24 protein-coding genes and 1 pseudogene are annotated in these 24,000 nt (G+C 61.4%); 6 read left to right on the top strand and 19 right to left on the bottom strand.

Annotation, left to right across the window (positions count from 1 at the left end; translation table 11 throughout):
* Positions 1-1,002, top strand: a complete 1,002-nt coding sequence (locus ABRP30_RS13830; RefSeq protein WP_267816161.1) for an ATP-binding protein — start codon at positions 1-3, stop codon at positions 1,000-1,002.
* A 77-nt stretch (positions 1,003-1,079) separates the two neighbouring features.
* Entirely contained in the window at positions 1,080-1,670 is a 591-nt protein-coding gene (locus tag ABRP30_RS13825; protein ID WP_267823974.1) for a VWA domain-containing protein, read from the top strand.
* 114 nt (positions 1,671-1,784) lie between these two features.
* Here the strand turns inward: ABRP30_RS13825 and ABRP30_RS13820 are convergent, their stop codons facing one another.
* Positions 1,785-2,051, bottom strand: coding sequence for a hypothetical protein (locus ABRP30_RS13820; RefSeq protein WP_012314620.1), 267 nt, complete (start codon positions 2,049-2,051; stop codon positions 1,785-1,787).
* Between the two features lie 341 nt (positions 2,052-2,392).
* On the opposite strand from ABRP30_RS13820, the gene ABRP30_RS13815 reads away from it, so the two are divergent.
* On the top strand, positions 2,393-3,718 hold the full coding sequence (locus ABRP30_RS13815) for a sigma-54 dependent transcriptional regulator (RefSeq protein WP_267816157.1): 1,326 nt from the start codon (positions 2,393-2,395) through the stop codon (positions 3,716-3,718).
* 50 nt (positions 3,719-3,768) lie between these two features.
* Here ABRP30_RS13815 and ABRP30_RS13810 read toward each other — a convergent pair whose 3' ends face one another.
* The 13 genes from ABRP30_RS13810 to ABRP30_RS13750 form a co-directional block, all read right to left on the bottom strand.
* A complete protein-coding gene (locus ABRP30_RS13810) occupies positions 3,769-5,964 on the bottom strand; it encodes an LTA synthase family protein (protein WP_267816155.1) in 2,196 nt (731 codons plus the stop codon).
* Positions 5,965-6,098: 134 nt separating this feature from the next.
* On the bottom strand, positions 6,099-7,379 hold the full coding sequence (locus ABRP30_RS13805) for a hypothetical protein (RefSeq protein WP_267816153.1): 1,281 nt from the start codon (positions 7,377-7,379) through the stop codon (positions 6,099-6,101).
* 46 nt (positions 7,380-7,425) lie between these two features.
* Positions 7,426-8,169 carry a hypothetical protein gene (locus ABRP30_RS13800; RefSeq protein WP_267816151.1) on the bottom strand — a complete coding sequence of 248 codons (744 nt, stop codon included), beginning with the start codon at positions 8,167-8,169 and terminating at the stop codon, positions 7,426-7,428.
* 32 nt (positions 8,170-8,201) lie between these two features.
* On the bottom strand, positions 8,202-8,882 hold the full coding sequence (locus ABRP30_RS13795) for a C39 family peptidase (protein ID WP_241803528.1): 681 nt from the start codon (positions 8,880-8,882) through the stop codon (positions 8,202-8,204).
* A gap of 66 nt (positions 8,883-8,948) precedes the next feature.
* Complete coding sequence (locus tag ABRP30_RS13790; protein WP_267816148.1) at positions 8,949-10,445, bottom strand: heme utilization protein; 1,497 nt, start codon at positions 10,443-10,445, stop codon at positions 8,949-8,951.
* Between the two features lie 47 nt (positions 10,446-10,492).
* Positions 10,493-11,071 (bottom strand): adhesin, encoded by a 579-nt coding sequence (locus ABRP30_RS13785; protein ID WP_267816146.1) that lies wholly within the window; start codon positions 11,069-11,071, stop codon positions 10,493-10,495.
* Position 11,072: 1 nt separating this feature from the next.
* Positions 11,073-11,510 (bottom strand): hypothetical protein, encoded by a 438-nt coding sequence (locus ABRP30_RS13780; protein ID WP_267816144.1) that lies wholly within the window; start codon positions 11,508-11,510, stop codon positions 11,073-11,075.
* Positions 11,511-11,807: 297 nt separating this feature from the next.
* Positions 11,808-12,359: an AAA family ATPase gene (locus tag ABRP30_RS13775; RefSeq protein WP_267816142.1), complete on the bottom strand. Its 552-nt coding sequence runs from the start codon at positions 12,357-12,359 to the stop codon at positions 11,808-11,810.
* Positions 12,356-12,934, bottom strand: coding sequence for a nicotinamide riboside transporter PnuC (gene pnuC / locus ABRP30_RS13770; protein WP_241803523.1), 579 nt, complete (start codon positions 12,932-12,934; stop codon positions 12,356-12,358). The genes ABRP30_RS13775 and pnuC overlap by 4 nt, the downstream gene beginning before the upstream one ends.
* Positions 12,935-13,587: 653 nt before the next feature.
* Entirely contained in the window at positions 13,588-14,112 is a 525-nt protein-coding gene (locus tag ABRP30_RS13765; protein WP_267816138.1) for a hypothetical protein, read from the bottom strand.
* Positions 14,113-14,166: 54 nt separating this feature from the next.
* Positions 14,167-14,517 carry a hypothetical protein gene (locus ABRP30_RS13760; protein ID WP_267816136.1) on the bottom strand — a complete coding sequence of 117 codons (351 nt, stop codon included), beginning with the start codon at positions 14,515-14,517 and terminating at the stop codon, positions 14,167-14,169.
* A 2-nt stretch (positions 14,518-14,519) separates the two neighbouring features.
* Positions 14,520-14,711, bottom strand: coding sequence for a hypothetical protein (locus ABRP30_RS13755; protein WP_267816133.1), 192 nt, complete (start codon positions 14,709-14,711; stop codon positions 14,520-14,522).
* Between the two features lie 124 nt (positions 14,712-14,835).
* On the bottom strand, positions 14,836-16,470 hold the full coding sequence (locus tag ABRP30_RS13750) for a methyl-accepting chemotaxis protein (RefSeq protein ID WP_267816131.1): 1,635 nt from the start codon (positions 16,468-16,470) through the stop codon (positions 14,836-14,838).
* Between the two features lie 300 nt (positions 16,471-16,770).
* Here ABRP30_RS13750 and ABRP30_RS13745 point away from each other — a divergent pair, with 300 nt between their 5' ends.
* Positions 16,771-17,601, top strand: a complete 831-nt coding sequence (locus ABRP30_RS13745; RefSeq protein ID WP_267816129.1) for an undecaprenyl-diphosphate phosphatase — start codon at positions 16,771-16,773, stop codon at positions 17,599-17,601.
* Between the two features lies 1 nt (position 17,602).
* Complete coding sequence (locus tag ABRP30_RS13740) at positions 17,603-18,031, top strand: DUF1294 domain-containing protein (protein ID WP_349975283.1); 429 nt, start codon at positions 17,603-17,605, stop codon at positions 18,029-18,031.
* Positions 18,032-18,059: 28 nt separating this feature from the next.
* Here the strand turns inward: ABRP30_RS13740 and ABRP30_RS13735 are convergent, their stop codons facing one another.
* Both ABRP30_RS13735 and ABRP30_RS13730 read right to left on the bottom strand, forming a co-directional pair.
* On the bottom strand, positions 18,060-18,404 hold the full coding sequence (locus ABRP30_RS13735; RefSeq protein ID WP_372490489.1) for an MmcQ/YjbR family DNA-binding protein: 345 nt from the start codon (positions 18,402-18,404) through the stop codon (positions 18,060-18,062).
* A gap of 7 nt (positions 18,405-18,411) precedes the next feature.
* The gene (locus tag ABRP30_RS13730; protein WP_267816123.1) at positions 18,412-19,314 is read right to left on the bottom strand and encodes a LysR substrate-binding domain-containing protein; all 903 of its coding nucleotides are present in this window, start codon (positions 19,312-19,314) and stop codon (positions 18,412-18,414) included.
* Positions 19,315-19,448: 134 nt separating this feature from the next.
* Between ABRP30_RS13730 and ABRP30_RS13725 the strand changes: the two genes are divergently transcribed.
* Positions 19,449-20,060, top strand: a complete 612-nt coding sequence (locus ABRP30_RS13725) for an FMN-dependent NADH-azoreductase (RefSeq protein ID WP_349975285.1) — start codon at positions 19,449-19,451, stop codon at positions 20,058-20,060.
* Between the two features lie 60 nt (positions 20,061-20,120).
* Here ABRP30_RS13725 and ABRP30_RS13720 read toward each other — a convergent pair whose 3' ends face one another.
* The 3 genes and pseudogenes from ABRP30_RS13720 to ABRP30_RS13710 all read right to left on the bottom strand — a co-directional run.
* On the bottom strand, positions 20,121-21,314 hold the full coding sequence (locus tag ABRP30_RS13720) for an MFS transporter (RefSeq protein ID WP_349975286.1): 1,194 nt from the start codon (positions 21,312-21,314) through the stop codon (positions 20,121-20,123).
* A gap of 186 nt (positions 21,315-21,500) precedes the next feature.
* A complete protein-coding gene (locus ABRP30_RS13715) occupies positions 21,501-23,087 on the bottom strand; it encodes an ABC-F family ATPase (RefSeq protein ID WP_241803514.1) in 1,587 nt (528 codons plus the stop codon).
* Between the two features lie 20 nt (positions 23,088-23,107).
* Positions 23,108-23,302 (bottom strand): annotated as a pseudogene (locus ABRP30_RS13710) (site-specific integrase); the annotation flags it as partial.
* Positions 23,303-24,000: the final 698 nt, after the last annotated feature.

The following is a 24,000-nucleotide window of genomic DNA, read 5'->3' as shown; positions in this document are numbered from 1 at the left end:
ATGAATGAGCCCGTACAATTTCCCTTGGCGGCGGTGGTCGGTGCAGACGACCTGAAGCTGGCGCTGTGCCTGACCGCAATCGACCCGAAGATCGGCGGTGTGCTGATCGAGGGCCCGCGTGGCATGGCCAAAAGTACCCTGGCCCGCGGCTTGGCCGACCTGCTCGGTGAGGGGCCATTCGTCACCCTGCCACTGGGCGCCAGCGAAGAACGGCTGGTCGGCACGCTCGACCTCGATGCGGCACTGGGGCAGGGCAAGGCGCAATTTTCGCCAGGGGTGCTGGCCCAGGCTGATGGCGGCGTGCTGTACGTCGATGAGGTCAACCTGCTACCCGACACCTTGGTCGATCTTCTGCTCGATGTGGCTGCCAGCGGCACCAACCGTATAGAACGTGACGGTATTTCCCACCGCCACAGTGCCCGTTTCGTTCTGATCGGCACCATGAATCCGGAAGAAGGCGAGTTGCGTCCGCAGTTGCTTGACCGCTTTGGCCTGAACGTGGTGCTGGACGGGCTACCAGAGCCACAAGCGCGCCAGCAGATCATTCGTCGCCGCTTGGCATTCGACAGCGACCCGCTGGCGTTCTGTGAACAGTGGGCCGCTGCCCAGGCGCAATTGCGGGAGCGCTGCCAGGTGGCGCGCCAAGGCCTTGCTGCGATCGCGCTGGACGACCGCGCCTTGGGTTGGATTACCGAGCGTTGCTTCGCCGCGGGGGTCGATGGCATGCGAGCCGACCTGGTGTGGCTACGTGCCGCCCGCGCCCACTGTGCCTGGCGCGGCGCGGGGGCGATCGAAGAGATCGATATCCAAGCAGTAGCAGAATTTGCGTTGCGCCATCGACGCAAAGTACCGCCTGAGGTTGCTCCTCCCTCCGAGCCCCCACAGGCAGGTGGGCGCGATGGGGATAGCCAAGGCGGGCAGGGTGACTGGGGCGCGCTGCCTGCGCAGCCCGTGGCCAGCGGCGCCCGGCGCGAGGTACCGAACTGGGCAAAAAAGCCCTGAGCATCCGCCCGTCAGGCACCAAGGTGGCGGATGCCTTGCCCCGGATTGGAAAACACAATGGAGCCAGCCGTGGGCGCGTGCGGGCGGCGGGGAAAGGCCGGGTTGCCTGGCTTTCGACGTTGCTCAAGGGGCGCCCACGCCTGCCCGAGGACCTTTGCTGGCAACAGCGCCAAGGCCGTGCTGCCGAACTGTGGGTGGTGATCGTCGATGCGTCGGCCTCGACCCGCCGGCATCAGGCGCTGGCCCAGAGTAAAGGGCTGCTGGCAGAGCTGTTCGATCAGGCTTATCGCCAGCGCGCCCGGCTAGCCTTGCTCACAGCCAGTGGCGGGGCACCGCAGTGGCAGCGCCATGGCCTGAAGGCCTCAGCGTCCCTGCAACCTTGGTTGAACGCGCTGGGTGCTGGCGGCGGTACGCCGTTGGTTGCAGCCCTGGAGCAGGGCAGACGTTGGTTGCACGCACGGCAAAAAGCCCATCCGCAAGAGCAGCAGCGCTGCCTGGTATTCACCGATGGCCGTCTGCAGCGCTCGAACGATCTACAGCCGATGCCCTGCGCCACACTGTTGGTCGACATGGAAATGGCGCCAGTTCGTCTGGGGCGAGCACGGCAGATGGCCACGCAATTACAAGCGGACTATCAGCATATCGAGCACTTCAGGCTCAAACAGTGATGCACTGTGCGAGGAAGGGGTGACACTTTGTCGCAGTTATAAAAGTTGCCTGACTGGCACTGGAAAAGTTGCCCAAGTGCGTGCCAAGCACGCACTTGCAGGCGAACGCTGATATTACTTCGGCATCGACCAGGGTTGCAGGGCATAACCTTTCTGGCACAGTTCGGCGCGCACTTCCTCGATGAGGCTGGCCCACTGGGCCGGGTCGGAATAGATGCGCGAAGACACTTGCTTGCTGCCGATACGGGTGCTGGTCCGGTCGATCACTGCCAGGCTCAGCTCACCAGTACCATTGGGTGCATCCCAGGCGACGCACTGGAAGGGTTCGAAGGCGTGGTCGGCGATCAGCAGTGCTTCGTTGACACGGAGCGGGGCATTCATGGTTCGGTCTCTCTATGGTCCCAAACATCGAAATTCAAGTCCGCTTAACTGCATCATCGCTTCAGCGAGTGGCGATTCGCAGCGCGGGGTTACTTGTACTGATGCTCCAAGTTAGGGGTGGAGTCACACGGTGGCTGTAAATTTTTTACGGCCCACACGTTTTTGTTTCCTGCGCCGCCTGTGACGCCGTTTATTATGAAAAATTCCCGAGCGCGCAAAAACCGTCGGAAATGGGCGGACAGACGGTAGTGGGCAGCGTCAAGTTCGTTGCTACTGTTAAATGGGCGCCGCAACTTACTGTTTTCTCGTAAAAAACCATAATCTGGCGCCAAGGAACGGTCATGCACGAAACCGCATCCCTTCGTCGCTTGCTCATCGTCGACCCCTGCGACGATTGCCACCGCTTGCTGCCAGGCCTTGAGAGCGCCGGCTGGGATGTGCACAGTTGTAGCCTTGACCTGGCGCTGGAGCACCGGTGCGATATCGGCCTGTTGCGCTTGCAGGATTCGCATTTGCGACACCCCGATGCGGTCAAGGACATGATCAAACGCAGCAACACCGAATGGATCGCGGTACTCAACGCCGACCAGCTGCGAATGCAGAACGTGGGTGACTTCGTCTGCGAATGGTTCTTCGACTTCCATACCTTGCCGTTCGATGTCTCACGGGTGCTGGTGACCTTGGGCCGCGCGTTCGGCATGGCGCGCTTGCGCGGCAAGGGGGCGGTGCCGATCGATGGGCTCAAGGACGAGTTGCTCGGCGACAGCCGGCCGATTCTCGAATTGCGCAAACTGCTGGGCAAGCTGGCACCCACCGAATCACCCGTGCTGATTCGCGGGGAAAGCGGTACAGGCAAGGAACTGGTCGCGCGCACCCTGCATCGCCAGTCGCAGCGCTGCGACATGCCGTTCATCGCCATCAATTGCGGTGCGATACCCGAGCACCTGATCCAGTCGGAGCTGTTCGGGCATGAGAAAGGCGCTTTTACCGGCGCCCATCAGCGTAAGGTCGGGCGTATCGAAGCGGCCCATGGTGGCACCTTGTTTCTCGACGAAATTGGTGACCTGCCGTTGGAGTTACAGGCCAATCTGCTGCGGTTTCTGCAGGAAAAGCATATCGAGCGGGTAGGTGGAAGCCAGCCGATACCGGTCGATGTGCGGGTGCTCGCGGCCACGCACGTGGACCTGGAGCGTGCCATCGAACAAGGCCGCTTTCGCGAGGACCTGTACTACCGGCTCAATGTCCTGCAGGTGGTGACCGCGCCGTTGCGAGACCGGCATGGTGACCTTTCGATGCTGGCCAACCATTTTTCTCATTTCTACAGCCTGGAAACAGGCCGCAGGCCCCGCACATTCAGTGATCACGCGTTGGCTGCGATGGGCCGCCATCATTGGCCGGGCAATGTACGGGAGCTGGCCAACCGGGTGCGTCGCGGCCTGGTGCTGGCAGAAGGGCGCCAGATCGAGCCCCAAGACCTTGGCCTGCATGTGGTGGAACAGGAAGACCTGCCGTTGGGTACCCTGGAAGACTACAAGCATCGGGCAGAACGTCAGGCGTTGTGTGATGTGCTCAACAGGCACAGCAACAACTTGAGCTTTGCCGCGAAGGTGCTCGGGATATCGCGGCCTACGTTCTACCGCCTGTTGCACAAGCATCAGATTCGCTGAACCTTTCCCAGCGGCGCCTGACCCCGGAGCCGGCTGCGACCCAGAGCCAATCAGCTCGACTGAGCGATATGCGCGTCGGGACCTTCTTCGACCGTTTCATCTTCCCCTGGCAGCGCCGTGATCACGCTGAAATCGCTGACTTCGACTTCCCCTGCACCGTACCCCAGCAGGTGGAACGAAAACGCCTTGCGCTGCGTGGGGTTGTCGAAGCCGAACTCCATCTCCAGCGGTTCAGCGGCAGTCACGCGAATTTCCTCGGGCAGGCCCAGCGGCACATCTTGTTCCCGTTCCTTGGCCTTGAGCCGAATGTAGGCCGCATGCCGTGGGTCGAGTGCGCGTACCTTGACCTTCACCCGCGTGCGTGACCCCCCCGGCATCTCCAGGTACTGGGCGCCAATCAGGTTATCGGCCCAGTCATCATGAATTCGCGCCTGCAGCTGGATGGGCGAGGGCCCACCGAACTGATAGCGCAGGTTGAGCGGCGTTTGCAGCAAGGACTGATCGAGCACGCCGACGAGGGCGCCGAGCTGAGCGCCGAGTCGGCTGTCGCCAGCGCCGAGGTATTTGGCCTTCTCGGCGATGAAGCCCTCGCTGGCGTAGCGGCGGCAGCGCTGCTGGAAGTCGCATTCGGTGAACACGCCCTGGCCATCGTGGTAGCGCAACATCGCGTTGGTGTAGGAAATCATCTCGCGGCCAGTATCGTAATCGCGATAAAGCGAGCGGCCGCCCAGGGCGGCGGGTATTGGCAAGGCGAAATAGTCGAGCAAGGACGTCGCCAGGTCGATATGCCCATAGGTGCCCTGTTTGATGTGAGGCAGCTGCGCCTGCTCCGGGGCCAATGTCAGGTTGAAGCCCCAAGCGGAGGCAAGCCGCACCCCGTCGATACCGTGGGACTCGTCCGAGGTGACTACCACCAGGGTGTCTTCGAGCACGCCCTGGTGTTCGAGGTTGTCGAGGAAGGCACCGACTGCGTCATCCAGATAAGCCACCGCGGCCTGCTTGGCTGTGTCATGGCGCTTCAGGTACTCAGCGGGCGCCGAATAGGGTTGGTGGGTACCCACGGTCAGCAGGGTGAGCATCCAGGGACGGTCTTGTTGCCTGAGCTGGCCAACGTAGTCCAGCGCACCCTCGAAGAACGCGCGGTCGTCCTTGCCCCAGGGGAATTGCAGGTAGTTCTCGTTGCTGAACCACTCCTGGCCGTGCACCGAGTCGAAACCGATGTGCGGCATGATGCGGTCTTTGGCCATGAAGCGCAGGCCAGCGCCTTGCAGGTAATGCGTGGTGAAGCCGGCCTGGCGTAGCTGGGCTGGCAGGCAAGCCTGGTTACGCTGGTGCTGGGTGAGCAGTTCCATCCCCTTCGGGGTACCGTTGGCCAGCTTGTCGTAGTCGCCGCAAAGCATCGCATACAGGCCACGAATGGTCTGGTGGGTGTGCAATACGTAGTCTGGCGTGTTCATCCCACGCTCGGCCCAGCGGCTGAGGTTGGGCATCAGGTTTTCATCGAAACGGCTGTGCAGAGCCTGACGGTTGGGCTGCACGTAGGCCCCCGGGATGCCTTCGAGGGTGATCACCAGCAGGTTACGGGCACGCCCGCTTGGCAGCTTCTGGCCGTGCAGGTCGGACTGGGTCAGGCCGGCACTGGGCAGGGGGGTGATTGGTCGCGTTTGCCCGGCCCAGCTCAGTGCCTCGCGCTGCAGCGTACCGACGCCACCGGACATGAGCTGGTGGGCAAGGTTGTACTGGCGCCACTGCTCGGCGTCGGACGGTAGCAGATGCTGAGCGCCCCAGTGCACACCAAACAACGCCAACGGGATGGCCAGCGCCTTGAACCCCAGCGGTGCGCCAGGCCTTGCGCGGTTGCGCCAGGCAGTGTGCGCCCAAACCAGCAGGCCGGCGCCCATGACCCAGGGTAGCCAGGCATGGGCAAGGCCACCGGCGGTGGAGTTTTCCATGAATTGTGTATCGAACAGGTAGCTCAGGTCGGCACTTGTTGGCAGCCGGCCCACCGCGCTGACCAGCTCCGCCGAAGCGATCCATGATGCAGCCCACGCCAGCAACACCGGTGCTGCCAACCACCCGGGCCTGCGGTGCAACAGCAGCACCAGCAGGCTGCCCAAGGCAAGGTCCGAAAGATAACCCAGCGGGTTGGACCACCCCAACAGGGTCCGCACAGCCAGGGGGATCACCAGTACCAGGGTCGCGAGGGCTACGAGCCGGGTATGCGGATGGCCGTGCAGGTTTTTCACGAAAACTTTCCTTGATTGCCGTTAAAACGTCACAAATATGTGAGCAATCATAGCAGGGCGGGGGCATGAAAGCGGCGTATTACAAGGTTGGTAACCAAAGGCCGGGCCCGCTGTGAGCCCGGTCATCAATGGCGTCAGAAGTAGTACGGGAATTTCAGGCTGAAGGAAAAGTCCGGGGCGTCGTCGGTCAGGCCGATGGCAAGGTTCGGGACGATGGTCAGGTTGTTGGAGGCCGCGAAGGTCATGCCGATGTTGAAGTTCGCCGCGTTGTAGTCGCTGTTGGTGATCGACTGCCAGTCACCGCCGTCAGGCTTGATCTTGCTTTTTCTGGAAAACTGATCGGTGACCGAGAACGACATGCTCATCTTCTCGTTCAAGGCGAACGCGATGCCCCCGCCGATCTGCCAGGAATCCCCGAGTTTCACGTCGCCAGGCACCTTGGTGTTGACGGTGGGGCTGATGTCGCTGAACGAGTCCTCCATGTTGTAGGTGTACGACAGGCTGGCGAACAACACGGCCGGGTCGAAGGTCTTGACCAGCGAGATGCCGGGCGTGATCGCCCAGACGCCGTTGCCGGTTGGCAGGTCCTCCGGGACAGCCAGGTTGTCATTGCCGGCAACCGGGATGAGTTTGATGCCGTAGGGGTCGTCGCCTGTGGGCGCCTTGATGCGCAAGGTGGCCACTGCGTCGGGCCAGTTCTCCGACTCATCCAGGAACTTGTAGGCCACGCCGACGTTGATGTCGCCAAGGGCCGGGTCGCGGGTAACGGTACCATCGGAGCTGACACCGGCAGCCCCACCTGCGCCGCCGGAAGAGTAGGTGGATTCGCGGTAGACGATGGGAACGTTGATGTCGAACTGCCAACGCTGATCGACGTTGTAGCGGGCCGTCAGGTCCAGCGTCCAGTTGTCTGCCTTGATACGGTCGATGTTGATGTTGCCGAGGAAGATCGAATCGAGGGCGAGGAAGCCGTTGAGGGTCAAGGCGCGTGTGTCGTAGTGGGTGTAGGTCAGGCCGGTTTCGACACTGAACTTGCCGCCGCCAAAGAAGCCACTGGCTTCGTCATACAGGTTGGAGACACTTTGCGCAGGTTCCGAATCGTCCTGCAGCGATTGGCCATAGGAGCTGCCGGTGGTCCCCGGTGCGCCCGATGCCACGGTTTGCCCGCCCTTGACGCCCTCTGCAGGGGACTTTGTCAGGCGCTTGGGCGCTGGCGCTTGCGGTGCTTGCTCCACCTGGCGCAGGCGTTGCTCGAGTACCATCAGTGCGTTCTGTTGGGCTTCGTAGCGCTCTTTGAGCGCCATCAGTTCCTGTTTGAGGATTTCGACCTGTGGGTCGGTTGCCGCCTGTAGCAGAGTGGCCGGGGCCAAGGTTGTCAAACAAACGATAGCTCTGAACGTCAACAAACGGTGCATGGGTTAGCCGTCCCTTCTGACTACATACGATGAGACTGAGCGTAGATCAGTATCCGAGATTACGAAGGCCTTTGAGCTGATCAAGGTTGGGGGCCATCGATCCGGCTGTGGGCGCGTCACGCAGCACCACATTGAGCGACGTCAGGTTGCTGACCCGGTTGCTGCTTCCGAGCAGGGTAGTGTTCTGCATGAGGCCGCCTTGCCCCAGGCGCTGCAGGGTGTTGCCCTGGTTGTTGCCGGCGATGATGCTCAGCTGCACGCCGCGGCCACTGGAGGTAACGCTCAGCGACCCTGCACCATTGGCGCCGACCAGCGTAGCGCCAGCGGCCAGGGCCTGCCCTTGGGGTTGTGTGGTGGGCGCCTGGTTAGCCTTGGTGACGTTGATATCGACATTGTTATGGGCGGTGTTGTAATCGCCGGCAGCACGCACGACCTGGGTCACGCCTTCGGTGGTGTTCAGGCCGGCACCGCCGGTGACGGTACCTGTACCGGAGCTGCCCGACTGCGGCCTGCCTGTGCCTTTTTCATTGATCATCGATACATAGAACTGCGGCTTGATGGTCGACTGCTGGATCTGCATCGCGGAGGTTGCACCGATCACTTCACCGTTGGCGTTCTGCCAGGTGCTGGTCATGACGATGCCAAAGCTAACGATGCGCCCCGGCATTACGTAGCGCCCGCGCAGGTCGGCCAGTTCCTGGTCCTTCAACTCGATCGGTTTGAACGTTTCTGCCTGTGTCGCAAGGCTGGCGGCCATGCAAGTGACGGCCAGCCAGATTGAGGTCTTCATGGGTTGCTCCCGGAGCGTCTTGCCCATTGTCGTTAGAAGAAGTCGCTTTGGATGAAGCCGAAGTCCATCAGCTCGGCGTCTTGCACCGGGGTGAAGTTGCTGACACGGTTCTTGGCGCTCAGCGGCAGCGGCGGATCGAGCAAGATGTTGCTCTTGTCGTACCCTTGGCCGATGACGGCGAAGATGATGCCGTTCCAGCCTTTGATGAAGTCATCGATCTTGAACCGCTTGTGTCCCAGTACCGGGTCGCCGATGTAGACCCAGCCCTTGTCGACTTTCTGCATCACTACGAAGTGCTTGTAGCCGCGGATGTCCATCAGCACGACCACCGGAATGCGGATACTGTGCAAGGTGTCCGGGGCTACCCGATAGCCGCGAGCACGCATGCCCAGGCTTTCCACGTAGCGCTTCATGTCGAGCATCGAGAAACCTTGAGTGCGGACCAGGTCCTGGTCAGCGTGTGCCAGCATGCCTTCTATGACGTGTTGTTCGTCGACGTCCAGCCAGTAGGCCTGGCGCAGGATGGTCGCCAGTGAGGCTGCACCGCAACTAAAGTCGGTTTTCTGCTGTACCAGGTCAGCGAACTTGCGCTCACGGATACTCTGGATGGGTTTGTAGATCACCGCGCCACCCGGTAGCACGGACAATGGCATCTGGGCTGCTTCGCTTACACCGGCCATGCTCAGCAACATTGCCAAGGCGATCATGCGCATGTTCGATGCCCCCTGTTTTTCTTGTTAGAAAGAGGCCCCCCGAAGGGGGCCTCCAGGCCGCAGTTGTTACATCGAGGTGTTGGAGATGGCCAGCGAGTTGCTTTGCTGGTTGCCCACACCTGCTGCCACGTTGACGCCCAGGTTGCCGCTGCCACCATTGACCGAACCACTCAGGGTAGCGGTGTTGGTCACAGGGTTGGCCCAGCCGGTCGGGGTCAGCACTTGGAACGACACGGTGTTGCTCAGTGCAAACTCGCTAGACTCGCTGAAGCTCTTCGAGATGCTGTCCGAAGATTCCGACGCTTTTTCGCCAGCTTTCTCGTAGGCCGAAGCGCTTGCTTTTTCCCATGCCGAGTCATGTGCCTTCTCGTAGGCGGTATCACGAGACTTGTCGTAGGACGAGTCACGGGTACGGTCATACGAAGAGTCATACGCCTTGTCGAAGGACGAGTTGTAGGACTTGTCAAACGACGAGTTGCTGGCCGACTCGTGCGAGGTATCGACAGATGCATCGAGCGAGGCATTGAGCGAGGCGTCGAACTCGGCGCTGCGAGAGCGCTCGAAGCGACCAAAGGTTTCAGACGAGGAGGAGCTGCCGTTGGCGCTTGCATCGAGCGATGCATTGAGCGAAGCGCTGGACGAAGCGCTGTGGTCCCGGCTGGCCGAACCACTGGCGTCCCAGCTGTTGGAGCCGTTGGCAGCCATGCTGTTGGTGCCACTGGCGCTGCTGCTGCTGGAGCCGCTGGCGGTCATGCTGCTCGAGCCGCTAGAGCTGCTGCTCTTCGAACCGCTGGCGCTGCTGCTGTTGGAGCCAGCAACGCTGAAGCTCGAGCTGGAGCTCTTGTCGATGCTCGCATCGTAAGAGCCGCTGCGCGAGGAGGACCCGCTCTTGCTGGTGGTGAAGGTCAACGTATCGACGGTATAGGTACGGTCGGCACGGTTGTTCACTTCCAGGCCAGGGCCGCTCTGATCGGCCGAAGCGGTGGCGCTCGAGTTACCGATGCCTGCGGCATTGTTGGCGATTGCCATGGTATTTTTCTGCTGGTTCAGGTCGCCGCCAGCCACGTTGATACCAATGTTGCCGCTGCTGCCATCAGCCGAGCCGCTCATGACGGCCGAGCTTTGGGTCGACCAGTTGTTGACGGTGTTATTGTTGCTGCGCTGAATTACATCGGCGGAGGCGGTGGCGGTGCCGAAGACGAAGCTGTTGTCGATGTCGGCGTTATCGGACGAGGTGTTGGCAATGGCCGCGGCGTTGTCCTGCTGGTTGCCGTTACCGGCCGCCACGTTGACGCCGACGTTGCCACTGGCACCCGCGCCGGAGCTGCTCATTTCGGCTTCGTTGATGGTGCCTTCGTTGCGGATGGAGTTACCCGTGCTCCGTTGGGAATCAGTAGCTGTGGCACTGGCGTTGGTATAAACCGCCCTGTCCATTTGCTGGTGATTGTTGTTGTTATTGTGGCCGTGGCCACCGCGTCTATCATTCTGATCCGCTTGTGCAGCAACAGCCATGACCGCAGCAATTGCGAAAACCAGAGGCTTGATTGCCATCGAGGGTTTCATGGTGTTTCTCCGTCTTTTAGGTTAAGTGTTGTTCTCACCTGTTTGGGTCAGTTCGCGACCCGTACGCTCAGGGTGTTTGCCGTCTGGTTGCCCACCCCGGCGCTCTGATTCAGCTGGATGACCCCGCGACTACCGGTGAATGCCTGGTCACCGGTGGTGACCTGGCGATAGCCGGGTGAGGTATCAGTTGGATCGGAGCTGTTGATCAGCGCCACGTTCTGCTGCAACAGGACGCTGTCATCGATGCTTTGCGGTTGTGTACTGATGCTGATGCGCAGGGCATTGGCCTGCTGGGTGCTGGCGCCTGCGCTCTGGTTGACCCCCAGAGCGCCGCTGCCATGGCTGAAGGCGCCGCCCTGGATGCTGGCGGTGGCTCCCATATTGGGGTCTACCAAAGATTGCTGGCGCTGGCGAATCTGCGTGGTTGCATCAGCCCCGTGGCCAATCGCAAAAGCCCGGGCATTGGCCTGCTGCTGCCGGTCGCCGGCGGCCTGGTTCACGCTGAAGTTGCCTTGGTATTGCGCGCCAGAACTGTCGATGGTGGCAGTGTTCAGTACGGGAACGGGAGATTGGGCGAGGGCCGAAACACTGAACAACGTGGCCAGGATAGATAACGTCTGCCTCATCTCATTTGCCTCCGGTCAGGATCTGCAAGGGGGCAAGGCCACGCTGGACGCTCGAGTTGACCATGTTTGAAATGCCGTTGCCGGAGCCTGTGCCACGGCCAGCTGCCAGGTTCGGTAGCTGGTTCTGGTTGCTGATGTTGCCGCCCAGGTTGTCGGTCTGCTGGGTAATCAACGAAGAGATGCCCGTGCCGCTGGTGATGTTGGCGAAGTCGCCGTCACTGAGTTCTGTGCTCTGTTTGAGCACGTACGCGGACGGGTTGGCATTGGCGGTGGTTGGGTTGGGGTCGGGCGCCAGTGGCGCACGGATCGCCATGCGAGGTTGCACATCGCGGGTGATGACGATGATCCCGTCGGCTGCCTGGACCGGCAGCGCCACGCTTGCCCCTAACACGCAACTGACCAACAGGAGGCGGGTAATGCCTTTATCCAGTGTGCTCACGACGGCGATTCCTTCTTTGTGCGCTGGCCTGGTTCAGCGTTGCGAGGAGGAGAGCAGGAGCCGTGCCGCTTTTGGATAACGCTTCGAATTCAGTGGGTTGCAGAAATGAGCTGGGAGAACCCGGAAGTTGTTGTATCAGTGCTGAGACAGATTTGCCGGCAGTTGCCGTTTTGCCCGCTATACACGTTGCCCGCAGCGCGCTTTTCGACAATGTCTCATCCGCTTGACACTCCCCCCGCAATCGGTGGGGAAGTGCGCAAATACGGGGGTCAAGGCCCAGGCAGGTGTATCGCCGGGTTAACACTCGGTAGGGCAGTGCGCCACGCTGCCCTGCAGTAGGTTCTGCACAGCACGCAATGCTGAAGCGCTACGCTGGGGCCAGTGGCCATCGATGATTTCCAGCCTTTGTTGATGCCGTTGCAGCCATTGCAGGCTGTCATCGAAGAAAGCCTGGCGGTCAGCCAGGTCGGGCTGGCTGCGCTGGCCATCGGCAACCCAGCCAACCCCTTGCGGGCTCAGCAGCAGATGCAGGTCGTAGTGGCGTGCAAGCAAAGCCTGTTCCAACCAGGGAGGGCAATCCTGGAACAACGCCTGGCTCCAGAGCATATTGCTGAGCAGGTGGGTATCGAGGATCAGCAACGGCGGCGCCATCGCCCGGGCCTGGTCCTCCCAGGCCAACTGGCCGCGGGCGATGGGGGTGATATCGGCATAGCAGGTGTCGCGGCAGTGCTGGTCGATGAAATGCCGCACGTACTCGCTGACCACCACGCCGCCAAAGTGCGCCTGGATTTCGCCGCTTAGCCAGCTTTTGCCGCTGGACTCGGGGCCGCACAGTACCACCACCTTCATGGCTGCACCCCGGTTGCCCGCAGGGCCGGGTCATGGCGCCACTCCAGCCAGCCACGCACGGCGATGAGGGTCAGCAAGGCGAAGAAGCCTGCCGTGAAGTACAGCTGCTGGTGCAGGTACTGGCCGACATAGACGACATCGACCACCACCCAGAGCGGCCAGCATTGCACGCGTTTCTGCGCCATCCACACTTGCGCGACGAGGCTGAAGCCGGTCAGCGTGGCATCCAGCCAGGGCAGGACGGCATCGGTCCAATAGGCCATGGCTGCGCCCAGGGCAATGCTCAGCACCAGGCCAAGCGCCAGCCCGGTGAATACCGCTCGCCTGGACAGGTGCGACACCACACGAGCATCCTCGGCGCGGTCCGGGCGTTTCCATTGCCACCAGCCGTACAGTTGCAACACCGCGTAGGCGCCTTGCAGCAGCATCCCCGAGTACAGCTTCACATCGAAGAACAACCAGCCATAAATAAGCACCATGACCAGGCCCACCGGCCAGCACCAGGCGTTCTGTTTGACGGTGAGCCACACGGCAGCAGTGCCTAGGATGGCGGCGATGAGTTCGAGGCCGGACATCGGCGATCCTTGGAACAATCGGGGGGGCGCGATTGTACCGCGAACGCCGTCCAGTGCCAGCGGTAATGTTGCCATTAAGTGCCGCCACTTCAAAAAACTATTAGTTTTGTCAGTTGTCGCCATGACTTTATAACTTAAGCCTCATTCATGCAGTTATATCAATTGCACTACTGAACAGAGGCAATGTCATGAATATATTGGCAGGCAACGTCGCGCCCGTGTTATTTATTCCGCTCATAACGTTCACCATTTCAGTGCAGGCTGCTAGTTGTGAGTCTGTCGTGTCGGAAGTTACCCGCTGGTACAACGACACGCCGTCCGGTTGCGGTAACGACCCCGCGGTGGACTGCTCAGGCGTGATGATGCGCGCGACGCATCGGTGGGATGAGGCGGGCGCAAGGCAGCCGAACCATTATGACGTGTGGAACCCTAGCCCGGCCTCGCAGGCCTCTGGGGGTGTGTCGGTGTCCTGGATGCGCAGTGATCGAATAGGTTATGAAGACCCAGGGATGAAAGCGAATAACGGCATTATTTTCACCCCGCGCCAGTTTGTCGAACGGCCTCTGGCGAAACTCGATGTTTATTGTGCCTACCCCATCGATGCCTGGACGGATGATCGCACCGAGCGCGGGTGTGGTGATAACAGGCAAACATCAAACGTCGAAAAAAGTTGCCAGGCACTGGGTATCAATGACCTCAATGGTTGGAAACAGCACTACGAGGGGTTGGGCGGTAGTGCAGACCGTCAAGAGCGCCACAAACGCCAGTGTGCGTTCAGCATGCGCGGTAGCAAACCGTTGAGCAGGGGGCTTGCTGAAGTCCAGGCGCAGGATCGGTACAGCGTAGCCCTGGGCATAGAGCTTGCGCTGGAAACTGCGCGCAGGTTCCAGCCCTTTGGTGGGTTTGGGCGTCTTGACATCGCCCCGTGTGCTGCCGACGTGGGTGCTGTTGACATCCCAGACCACCGCGTCGATGTAGGGCAGGCGTGCACTGCCATCGTCGGGTGATTTTTGTACCGCCGGTTCCACGTTGCTCAGCAATAGCTCGTTCAGCAATTCCTTGCGGGCAAACGTGTCCGTGCCGATGGTTTTGGGGTTTTCGTGAACAGCGATCATCGCCCTCCAGTCCGACGGCTGCTCGGCATTCCAGGAGCATTGAGTCACCTGGATGCGATTCATGTCGTTACGTGCGTAGCGGTAGTTTTTGCGCCATTGCTCCGCGTTGTGGACACCTCACGTATCACAGTTGCCGTAGGCGAGTGCTGCGTTGCGGTTAGGCGGGGAGGTCGCCGAATTTTTCAGGTGGTTCGCCGGCAGCGGCGCGCCATAACGGCCGCATCCGTACCATTTGCGTTCGGGGCCGGTGAAACCGTCGAAGCTATAGATGCACACGAAGCCTTTCTCCATGACCGGCAGGCCCAGCTCCCGCGCGTTCATGGGCGTAAGCAGGATATACCCGGCGGGCCGGATGAGGCGGTTGGTGCTCAAGTCCCTGCGGATCCAGCTGAATGATGTGGCGCCCGTCTTGATGGCGTAGGGGCTGTAGTCCCAAGGATTGAAATTGCCATCGTCGACCATGCGCAAGGTTACGCCGCTGCAGTAGTAGTGCCCCGCGGTGCCAGCGTATCTGGCTCACGGCAGGCATCGGTCACCTTGTTGTAGTTGCGGTTGATACGCTGCAGCGTTTGCATCGGGTCAAGTTGGATGATGAGTTGCGGGTCCGCCCAGGCAGGGGAGAGGGCGACTAGCAGCGCACCGCAAAAGTAACGGGTATCCATGGTGAAACCTCCAGGTCAAAGGAGGTTTCACAGTGTTCAGCGGGCCGTTACCGGTCTACTGGCAAAAATGTCAGGTCGGCGCTTTAGCCGCTCTAGCGCGGGGCTTGGCAAGATCGTGACGGCGCTAAACGCGGAACTGACGCAACAATTGCTCCAGCTCTTCACTCAATTGCCCCAATGCCACGCCTGCCTCACTGGATTGGCGGGCCGCAGCGGCGGTCTGCTGCGATAACCCGGCCGTATCCAGTACGTTCCGATTGATCTCCTCCACCACGTGCGACTGCTGCAACGTGGCGCTGGCAATGGTGGCGTTGAGCACGGTGAGGTTGTGCAGCGCCTGGCTGATGGCGTCCAGGCTGGAGCCGGCCTCCCGGGCTTGCTCCACTGTCTGGCGCGAAGCTTCGCTGCTGGTGTCGATGGCCTTGACCGCGGCGTCCGATTGCCCTTGCAGGTGCTCGATCATCGTGTGTATCTCTGCCGTCGACTGGGCGCTGCGTTGAGCCAGCAGCCGCACTTCATCGGCCACCACCGCGAAGCCACGGCCCTGCTCGCCGGCGCGGGCCGCTTCGATGGCTGCGTTGAGGGCCAGCAGGTTGGTCTGTTCGGCGATGGAGCGTATCACCTCCAGCACCCCGCCGATTTTCGTGCTGTGCCCGGCCAGGTCACGGATCACCTGCACAGCCTGGTCGATCGTCGCCGAAAGCCGGTCGATCTGCTGCAGGCTGCCATGGATCGCTTGCTGCCCGTGCTCCACCTGCTGCTGAGCCGCGCGCATTTCGCCTGCAGCCTGCTCCGCGGTCTTGGCCACGTCCTGCACCGCGTAGGTCACCTCATTGACCGCGGTTGCCACCTGATCCATCTGCATCGATTGCTGTGCGCTGCGTTGTTGCGCGGCACCGGCGTTGTCACCAACATGCCCGGCGGACTGCGCCAATGAGTGCGCCGCGCCCTGCAGTTGGCCGACCACACGCTGCAACTTGCCGTTGAAACGATTGAAGTGCTCGCCCAGGTGGGTAATCTCGTCTCGGCCATGGGTATCCAGGCGCCGGGTGAGGTCGCTTTCGCCGCTGGCGATGTTGCCCATCGCCTGTACCGCCTCCTGCAACGGGCGGGCGATGCTGCGGGCGATGAGCATGACCACCAGAGCCATCAGCAGGGCGATGCCCAGGCCTACCAGCGAGGCATGGCGCAACTGGCGGGCGAATTCGTTCTGCACATCATCGATGTACACGCCAGAGCCGATGATCCAGCCCCATGGCTTGAACAGCTGAATATAAGACGTCTTGGCCACCGGTTCGCTGGCACCGGGCTTGGGCCAGCGGTAATTGACCGGGCCAGCGCCCTGGCTGCGGGCGAGGGCCGCCATTTCGTTGAACACGGCGAAACCGTCAGGGTCGCGAATGGCGGAAAGGTCCTGGCCATCGAGCTTGGGGTTGGCCGGGTGCATGATCATTTTCGGCCCCAGGTCGTTGATCCAGAAGTAGTCGTTCTGGTCGTAGCGCAGCGTGCGCACCACCTGTAGGGCCTGTTGCTGGGCAGCCTCGCGGCTGAGCGTGCCGGCCGCCTCCAGGCCTTGGTAATAGGCCAGCACGCCCGCAGCGGTCTGCACCACATGGTGGGTTTTCTCCGCCTTGGCATGGTACAGGTCGCCATGGATCTGGCGCAGCATCAGCAGGCCGAGGATCACAAGCATTGCCACCGCAACCAGCAGTATTAGCCACAATCGGCGGCTGATCGACATTGACCTCAAGTTCTTCATGAACGGCACTCCCGCATTGTTATTTTTATGAAGGTGCATCCAAGCATGCTTCGGCGCTTGGCCAAACCCGACTAATGGCTAAGTGCTAGTTAACGGCTGAACTGCCGCATGCCGCGCAAGCCTTTGCAAAGCCGCTCTGCTAGGATTTCGGCCGCGCAAGATGAAACCTTTAGCCCACGTGAACTTTTGCACTGGCATTGGTCCCAACTGACGCTGTAAAAAGGCCGCGCCGCACGCGGCAATCACAAGCAAATCAAGAACAAGGGGCCTGCAAGCAGCAGCGCTCCAACCGGGGGAACGATGGATTTTTGGACTGCCTTTCAGGCAATCATCTTGGGCGTGGTCGAAGGACTGACAGAATTTTTGCCGATCTCCAGTACCGGTCACCAGATCATCGTGGCAGACCTGATCGGCTTTGGTGGCGAACGGGCCATGGCCTTCAACATCATCATCCAGTTGGCGGCCATCCTGGCGGTGGTATGGGAGTTTCGGCGCAAGATCTTCGATGTAGTGTTCGGCCTGAAAAGCCAACCGACGGCGCGGCGTTTCACCGCCAACCTGCTTCTGGCGTTCATGCCTGCGGTGGTGTTGGGCGTGCTGTTCGCCGACCTGATCCATGAATATCTGTTCAACCCGATCACCGTGGCGACAGCGCTGGTGATCGGTGGTGTGATCATGCTCTGGGCCGAGCGCCGTACCCACAGCGTGGCGGTCGACCACGTCGATGACATGCGCTGGTCGCATGCCTTGAAGATCGGCTTCGTGCAGTGCCTGGCGATGATCCCAGGCACCTCGCGCTCCGGCTCGACCATCATCGGCGGCCTGCTGTTCGGCCTGTCGCGCAAGGCAGCCACCGAGTTCTCGTTTTTCCTGGCCATGCCGACCATGGTCGGTGCGGCAGTGTACTCGGGCTACAAATACCGCGACCTGTTCCAGCCAAGCGATCTTCCGGTATTCGCGATTGGCTTCGTGACGTCGTTCATCTTCGCCATGATCGCAGTGCGCGGCCTGCTCAAGTTCATTGCGAACCACAGCTACGCCGCTTTCGCCTGGTACCGCATAGCCTTCGGTTTGTTGATCCTGGCCACCTGGCAGTTCGGCTGGGTCGATTGGTCGACGGCGCACGGCTGATATGCCTCGGGCCCAAACGGAGCAGCGGCGCGCAGCGCGCAAGGAGCAGGGCATACGCAATGTGCGCCTGAAGCTGCTGATGCTCGGGGTGTTGTGCCTGCTGCCGATGGCGGGTGCGGCGCAGATGGCCTGGAGCGGGCAGTCATGGCTGCCGCTGGCGACTTATCCTGCCGTAAGCCTGGTTACGCTGCTGTTGTATTGGCAGGATAAGCAGCAGGCCCGCACCCAGGCCTGGCGCACGCCAGAGAAGGTGCTGCATGCCGGTGAACTGCTGGGTGGCTGGCCAGGGGCGCTGATCGCCCAGCAGCTTTTCAGGCACAAGACCCGCAAGGCCTCTTACCAGATGGTGTTCTGGGCGATCGTCTTGCTGCACCAGGTGTTTTGGGTTGATCACCTGCTTCTGGGTGGGCGTGTGCTGTCGCTGGGTTGATGGTCTGCTACTGCCTTTCGCGGGCCGCTCACATCAGCAAGCCCACCTGCAATCGCTTCGCCAGCCGCCGCACTACCAACTGGTGCGAGCGCTGCAGCAGGTCACTCAACTCATCCCGGCCCATGGGGTAGGGCGGCGCCATACTGATCCAGCGCGCCCGTGCCAGATACGGTGCCGGGCGTATACCTGGCCTGTCGCAATACCCCAGAAACAGCTCATCGGCCACCTTGAACGACAAGCCAGCCCCTGCCAGGTCGAGTACCGCGAACATCTTGTTACCGGCCACCGAAAATACCCGGATGCCGCCCCACTTGTAGTCTTCCTGCGCCCGGGGCAGCGCCAGGCAGAACGCCGCCACCTGATCCTCGGTCATGGTCTGTCTAGACATAACGGTCTCCACACGCTTCGAACGATGCTGCCAGATGATCGATCCACACCCGTACTGCAGGCAGCAAACCACGCCGATGCGGGTAAACCGCTTGCAGATAGCCACCCGGCAGCGACCAGTCCGGCAGCAGCCGCACCAGCTCGCCGCGTTCGAGCTCATGCTCGCAGAACATGCTCGGCAACGCAGTAAAGCCTAGCCCGGCACGTACGGCGGCATTGCGTACCACAAAATCATCAATGGCCAATCGCGGCTCCAAGGCGATTTCCTCTTGGCGGCCGTGGGGCCCGAGCAGACGAAAATGCACCAGCCGGTCCGCTTCAGCAGCGCCCAGTACCGGCAGGGCGGTCAGCTCGGACGGCTCACGGACATGGTCGGCGAAGCCGGGAGCGGCCACCAGCTGCATCTGCGCCTGACGCAGCCGGCGCGTGACCAGCGCAGGGTCTTCGTCGCCCAGATCGCGCACGCGCAGGGCGACGTCGATGCCCTCGGAAATCAGGTCTACACGGCGGTTGAGCAGCACCATGTCCAGTTGCACCTGGGGGTACAGATCCAGAAAACGGCTGATCACATCCGGCAGGAACGCGTGGGCCAACGCTACCGGGCAGGACACCCGCAAGCGCCCACGCGGCTCGCTGCTCATGCTGGCCACTGCCTCGTCAGCGGCCTCGGCCTCCAGCAGCATGGCCTGGCAGTGATGCAGATAGCGTTCACCCACTGCGGTGAGCTTCAGTTGGCGCGTGGTGCGCTGCAGCAACCGCGTCCCCAACCGCTCTTCCAGTTCGGCGATACGCCGCGACAGACGCGATTTGGGTATGCCCAGCTGGCGTCCGGCGGCGGCGAAGCCACCGGCCTCGACTACGCGAGCAAAATAGAAGAGATCGTTGAGGTCTTGCATGAAGGCTGTCTCACTGTTCTATCAGTGGGACAAACTAACGCATTTTTGCTGGCTTATCAGCTATTCGACGGCCCGGTAGGATTCTCTCCATCCTGATCGCCCAATGCTGCGGTCTTCATTCACAGGAGAGTCCCATGAAACTGTTGCACATTGATTCGAGCATCCTGGGTGACAATTCCGCCTCGCGCCAACTGAGCCGTGAAGTGGTTCAGGCCTGGCAAGCCGCTGACCCGAGCATCGAAGTGGTCTACCGTGACCTCGCCGCCGATGCCATCGCCCACTTCTCTGCAGCCACCCTGGTTGCAGCCGGCACTCCGGAAGACGTTCGCGATGCAGCCCTGGCTTTCGAAGCCAAGCTCAGTGCCGAGACACTGGACGAGTTTCTTGCCGCCGACGCCGTAGTGATTGGTGCGCCGATGTACAACTTCACCGTGCCGACCCAGCTCAAGGCATGGATCGACCGCGTGGCAGTGGCCGGCAAGACCTTCCGCTACACCGAGGCAGGCCCTGAAGGGCTGTGCGGTGACAAAAAAGTAGTACTGGTGTCCACTGCTGGTGGCCTGCATGCCGGCCAGCCGACCGGCGCGGGCCACGAAGACTTCCTCAAGGTGTTCCTGGGCTTCATCGGTATCACCGACCTGGAAATCGTTCGCGCCCACGGCCTGGCCTATGGCCCGGAACACCGCAGCAAGGCCATCGATGCTGCTCAGGCGCAGATTGCCAGCGAACTGTTCGCCACGGCTTGAGCAACCTGTATCACAACAAACGGCTGTCGCTTGCGCGGCGGCCGTTTTCATAGGTGACGCTCAGGCGCGACGGCTGCGATGCGCCAGCAACAACGTCAGGCCAACCCCGCTCAAGGCCAGCAGGGCCGCGACGCAGAATATCGACGCGTAACCAAGGTGTGCCGCCACAGCGCCCATAACCGGGCCGGCGATCGCCAACGCCATGTCGAAGAACACTGCATAGGCCCCCAGGCCGGCACCCCGGCTGCTGCTGGGCACCTGCTTGATGGCCTCCACGCCCAGGGCGGGGTACACCAGCGACAGGCCGAAACCGGTGAGGCCGGCCCCCACCAGTGCCCACAGCGGGGAGGGTGCGAGCCACAACAGGCTCAGGCCGAGCACTTCCGTGGCCATGCAGGCTACCGCCACGTTGTAACCGCCAAAGCGGTTGACGGCGTTGACGAACAGCAACCGCGAAATGATGAAGCACACACCGAAGGCACTCAGGCACAACGCGGCGCCTACCCATCCACGTTCCAGGTAATAAAGCGTGACGAACGTGGTCAGGGTGCCATAGCCGATCGAGGCCAGGGTCAGGCCAACGCCGCAAGGCGCAACACGGCTGAACGCCGACCAGAACGGCAGGCGCTCACCGCGCACCACTACCACATCCGGGCGTTTGCGCAGCGCCAGCATGGCCAGCACGGCGAGCAGCACCAAGGCGGGGCCGAGCACGCTGAAGTTCAGGTTGTCGACGGCGAGCACGCCAACGGGGGCGCCAATGGCGATGGCTCCATATGAGGCGATACCGTTCCAGGAGATGACCCTCGCCGTATGTTCAGGCCCCACCTGGCTGATCCCCCAGCTCAGGGTGGCAACGCCGATCAGGCCTTGTGCGAGCCCGAGCAGCACGCGCCCACCGAGCAGCAGCGCGAGGCTCAGCAAGGGCGCCGACAAGGTCCAGGCCGAGGCCAGCGTCAACACCCCACAGGCCGCGATGCCCAGCAAGCCGTAGCGGATCGCCTGCTTGCCGCCCAGCGTATCGGCCACTCGGCCCGCGAAAGGCCGGCTGAGCAGGGTGGCCAGGTACTGCAGGCCGATGGTCAGCCCGGCAATTACCGCGCCGAAGCCCAGTTGGTCATGGACATAGCTGGGCAGCACCGCGATCGGCAGGCCGATGCAGAGAAACGCGATGAAAGTGTAGAAAACGATCGAGAGAATTTGCAGGGTGATGGAGGCGGTGCTGCTGGCGGGGGCGGGCTGTGGCGCGGTCATGGGCTCGTTCGCGGGCGGGCGGTGGGCGTGGCCCCATCATGGCCGTTGCGCGAAGGAAATGAAAGCAGGCTAACGAACTATTCAAGTGGCAACCGCTTCCACAGGCACTGCGCAGTGCCTGTGGAAGCGGTAACCGCAACAGAGACCGGCCTGATCACCTGAGAGGGCCAGGCCAGCTCAACGATTTCAGACCAGCACACCCTGGCTGCGCAGGTAGTCGTCGTAGGTACCGCTGAAGTCCACCACACCGTCCGCCGACAGCTCGATGATACGGGTCGCCAGCGACGACACGAATTCACGGTCATGGCTCACGAACAGCAGGGTGCCTGGGTAGTTTTCCAGGGCCAGGTTCAGCGCCTCGATAGATTCCATGTCCAGGTGGTTGGTCGGTTCGTCCATCACCAGCACGTTGGGCTTCTGCAGGATCAGCTTGCCAAACAGCATGCGGCCCTGTTCACCACCGGAAATCACCTTGACCGACTTGAGGATCTCGTCGTTGGAGAACAGCATGCGCCCCAAGGTGCCACGGATGACCTGCTCACCAGAGGTCCATTGGCCCATCCAGTCGAACAGGGTCATGTCTTCTTCGAAATCGTGCGCATGGTCCTGGGCGTAGTAGCCCACTTCGGCGCTGTCGGTCCATTTTACCGAGCCCGCATCCGGGGTCATTTCGCCGACCAGAGTGCGCAGCAGGGTGGTCTTGCCGATACCGTTGGGGCCGATGATCGCGACGCGCTCGCCGGCTTCGACCGTGATGTCGAAATTCTTGAACAGCACCTTGTCGTCGAAGGCTTTGGCCATTTTTTCCACGACCACAGCCTGGCGGTGAAGCTTCTTGGTCTGCTCGAAGCGGATGAACGGGCTGACCCGGCTCGAAGGCTTGACCTCGGCCAGCTGGATCTTGTCGATCTGCTTGGCCCGCGAAGTGGCCTGCTTGGCCTTGGAGGCGTTGGCCGAGAAGCGGCTGACGAAGGTCTGCAGTTCTGCGATCTGGGCTTTTTTCTTGGCGTTGTCCGACAGCAGCTGCTCACGCGACTGGGTGGCCGCGGTCATGTACTCGTCGTAGTTGCCTGGGAACAGGCGCAGCTCACCGTAGTCCAGGTCGGCCATGTGCGTGCACACGCTGTTCAGGAAGTGCCGGTCGTGGGAAATGATGATCATGGTGCTGTTACGCGCCGTCAGAATCGTTTCCAGCCAGCGGATGGTATTGATGTCCAGGTGGTTGGTCGGTTCGTCGAGCAGCAGCACGTCCGGGTCCGAGAACAGCGCCTGGGCCAACAGCACCCGCAGCTTCCAGCCCGGGGCCACCTCGCTCATCGGGCCAAAGTGCTGTTCCAGCGGAATACCCAGGCCCAGCAGCAGCTCGCCGGCGCGCGATTCGGCGGTGTAGCCGTCCATCTCGGCGAATTCGGTTTCCAGCTCGGCGACGGCCATGCCGTCTTCTTCGGTCATTTCCGGCAGCGAGTAGATACGGTCGCGCTCGGCCTTGACCTTCCACAGTTGGCCGTGGCCCATGATCACCGTGTCGATCACGGTGAATTCCTCGTAGGCGAACTGGTCCTGACGCAGCTTGCCCAGGCGGGTGTTCGGCTCGAGCATGACCTGACCACCGGAAGGCTCCAGGTCGCCGCCGAGGATCTTCATGAAGGTCGACTTGCCACAACCGTTGGCACCGATCAGGCCATAGCGGTTGCCGTTGTTGAATTTGACCGAGACGTTTTCGAACAGCGGCTTGGAGCCGAACTGCATGGTGATGTTAGCGGTGGAGATCAAGGAGCTTACCTATCAATAACTTACGTGGCTTCTTCGCAGCTGCGGACCAATTTCGGACCCATCTGGAGCGTTTCCGGCTCCTGCCAGTCGTTGGACGAGTTAATCCAGCGCGCATAAGTCGATGAGAGCATCTGCACGCCATGCCCGAGCTGTTGGGCGATAAATGTGGGGTTGAGACCAGACATTGAGCGTATTGTCGCATAGGTGTGGCGGCATTGGCGCATCGCGGGCACCGTTTTATTCATCGCAATCTTCTTTCTGGCCGTACAGATCGGCGCAAGGCTCTCAGGGAAAGCCGCTTTTGGCGAAGTATTTGACGGCATAGTCTTAACGACGTTCGCCGGAGGGATGTACTACCTGGCAAGCCGAGGGTGGCCCTCCCTGGTGAACTACCCTGCAGACACTTCAGGGCTTGTACTCAATGGTGTACGCCGCATCCGTTTGAGGGTCAAAGGTAATCGGCATGCCGAATATTCCCTATAGCACCAGCTTAGCCCCACCCAGCCAGACCCCCGGTTGGTGGTGCCCTGTCTCGCTGCGGTAAAAGCGCTTCATCAGCTATGGACATGCTTGCCCACCTTGCCACTAGGGCGTTGCGCGTCACCGAACCTGGCAACCGCCCGTTTTCTTGCCAATTCGATCACCTCTTTGTTTACCCCGATCTCCCTGCCCAAGGCATCCAATACATGGGGTATGGACGCAGATGCCCTATTGTGCACCGTCATCGCTGACCCAGCGCCAATCGTCTGGGTAGAACGGCTGCCACACGCGGATTGCCTGGCCTGTGTCGTCACATTCCGTCTTCCCGGGTAGTCGGCCTTCAACACCCACCACCCACGTCGGTGAAGCTGTCGGTGGTAAGCGAAAAACGCTGTCAATGGGACGACCGTCACAGTTTGTCAAATTCTGACTT

This window comes from Pseudomonas sp. WHRI 8519 (genome assembly GCF_040224055.2).
Taxonomy (GTDB): domain Bacteria; phylum Pseudomonadota; class Gammaproteobacteria; order Pseudomonadales; family Pseudomonadaceae; genus Aquipseudomonas; species Aquipseudomonas putida_X.
This window is presented reverse-complemented; position numbering and strand designations above follow the sequence as displayed.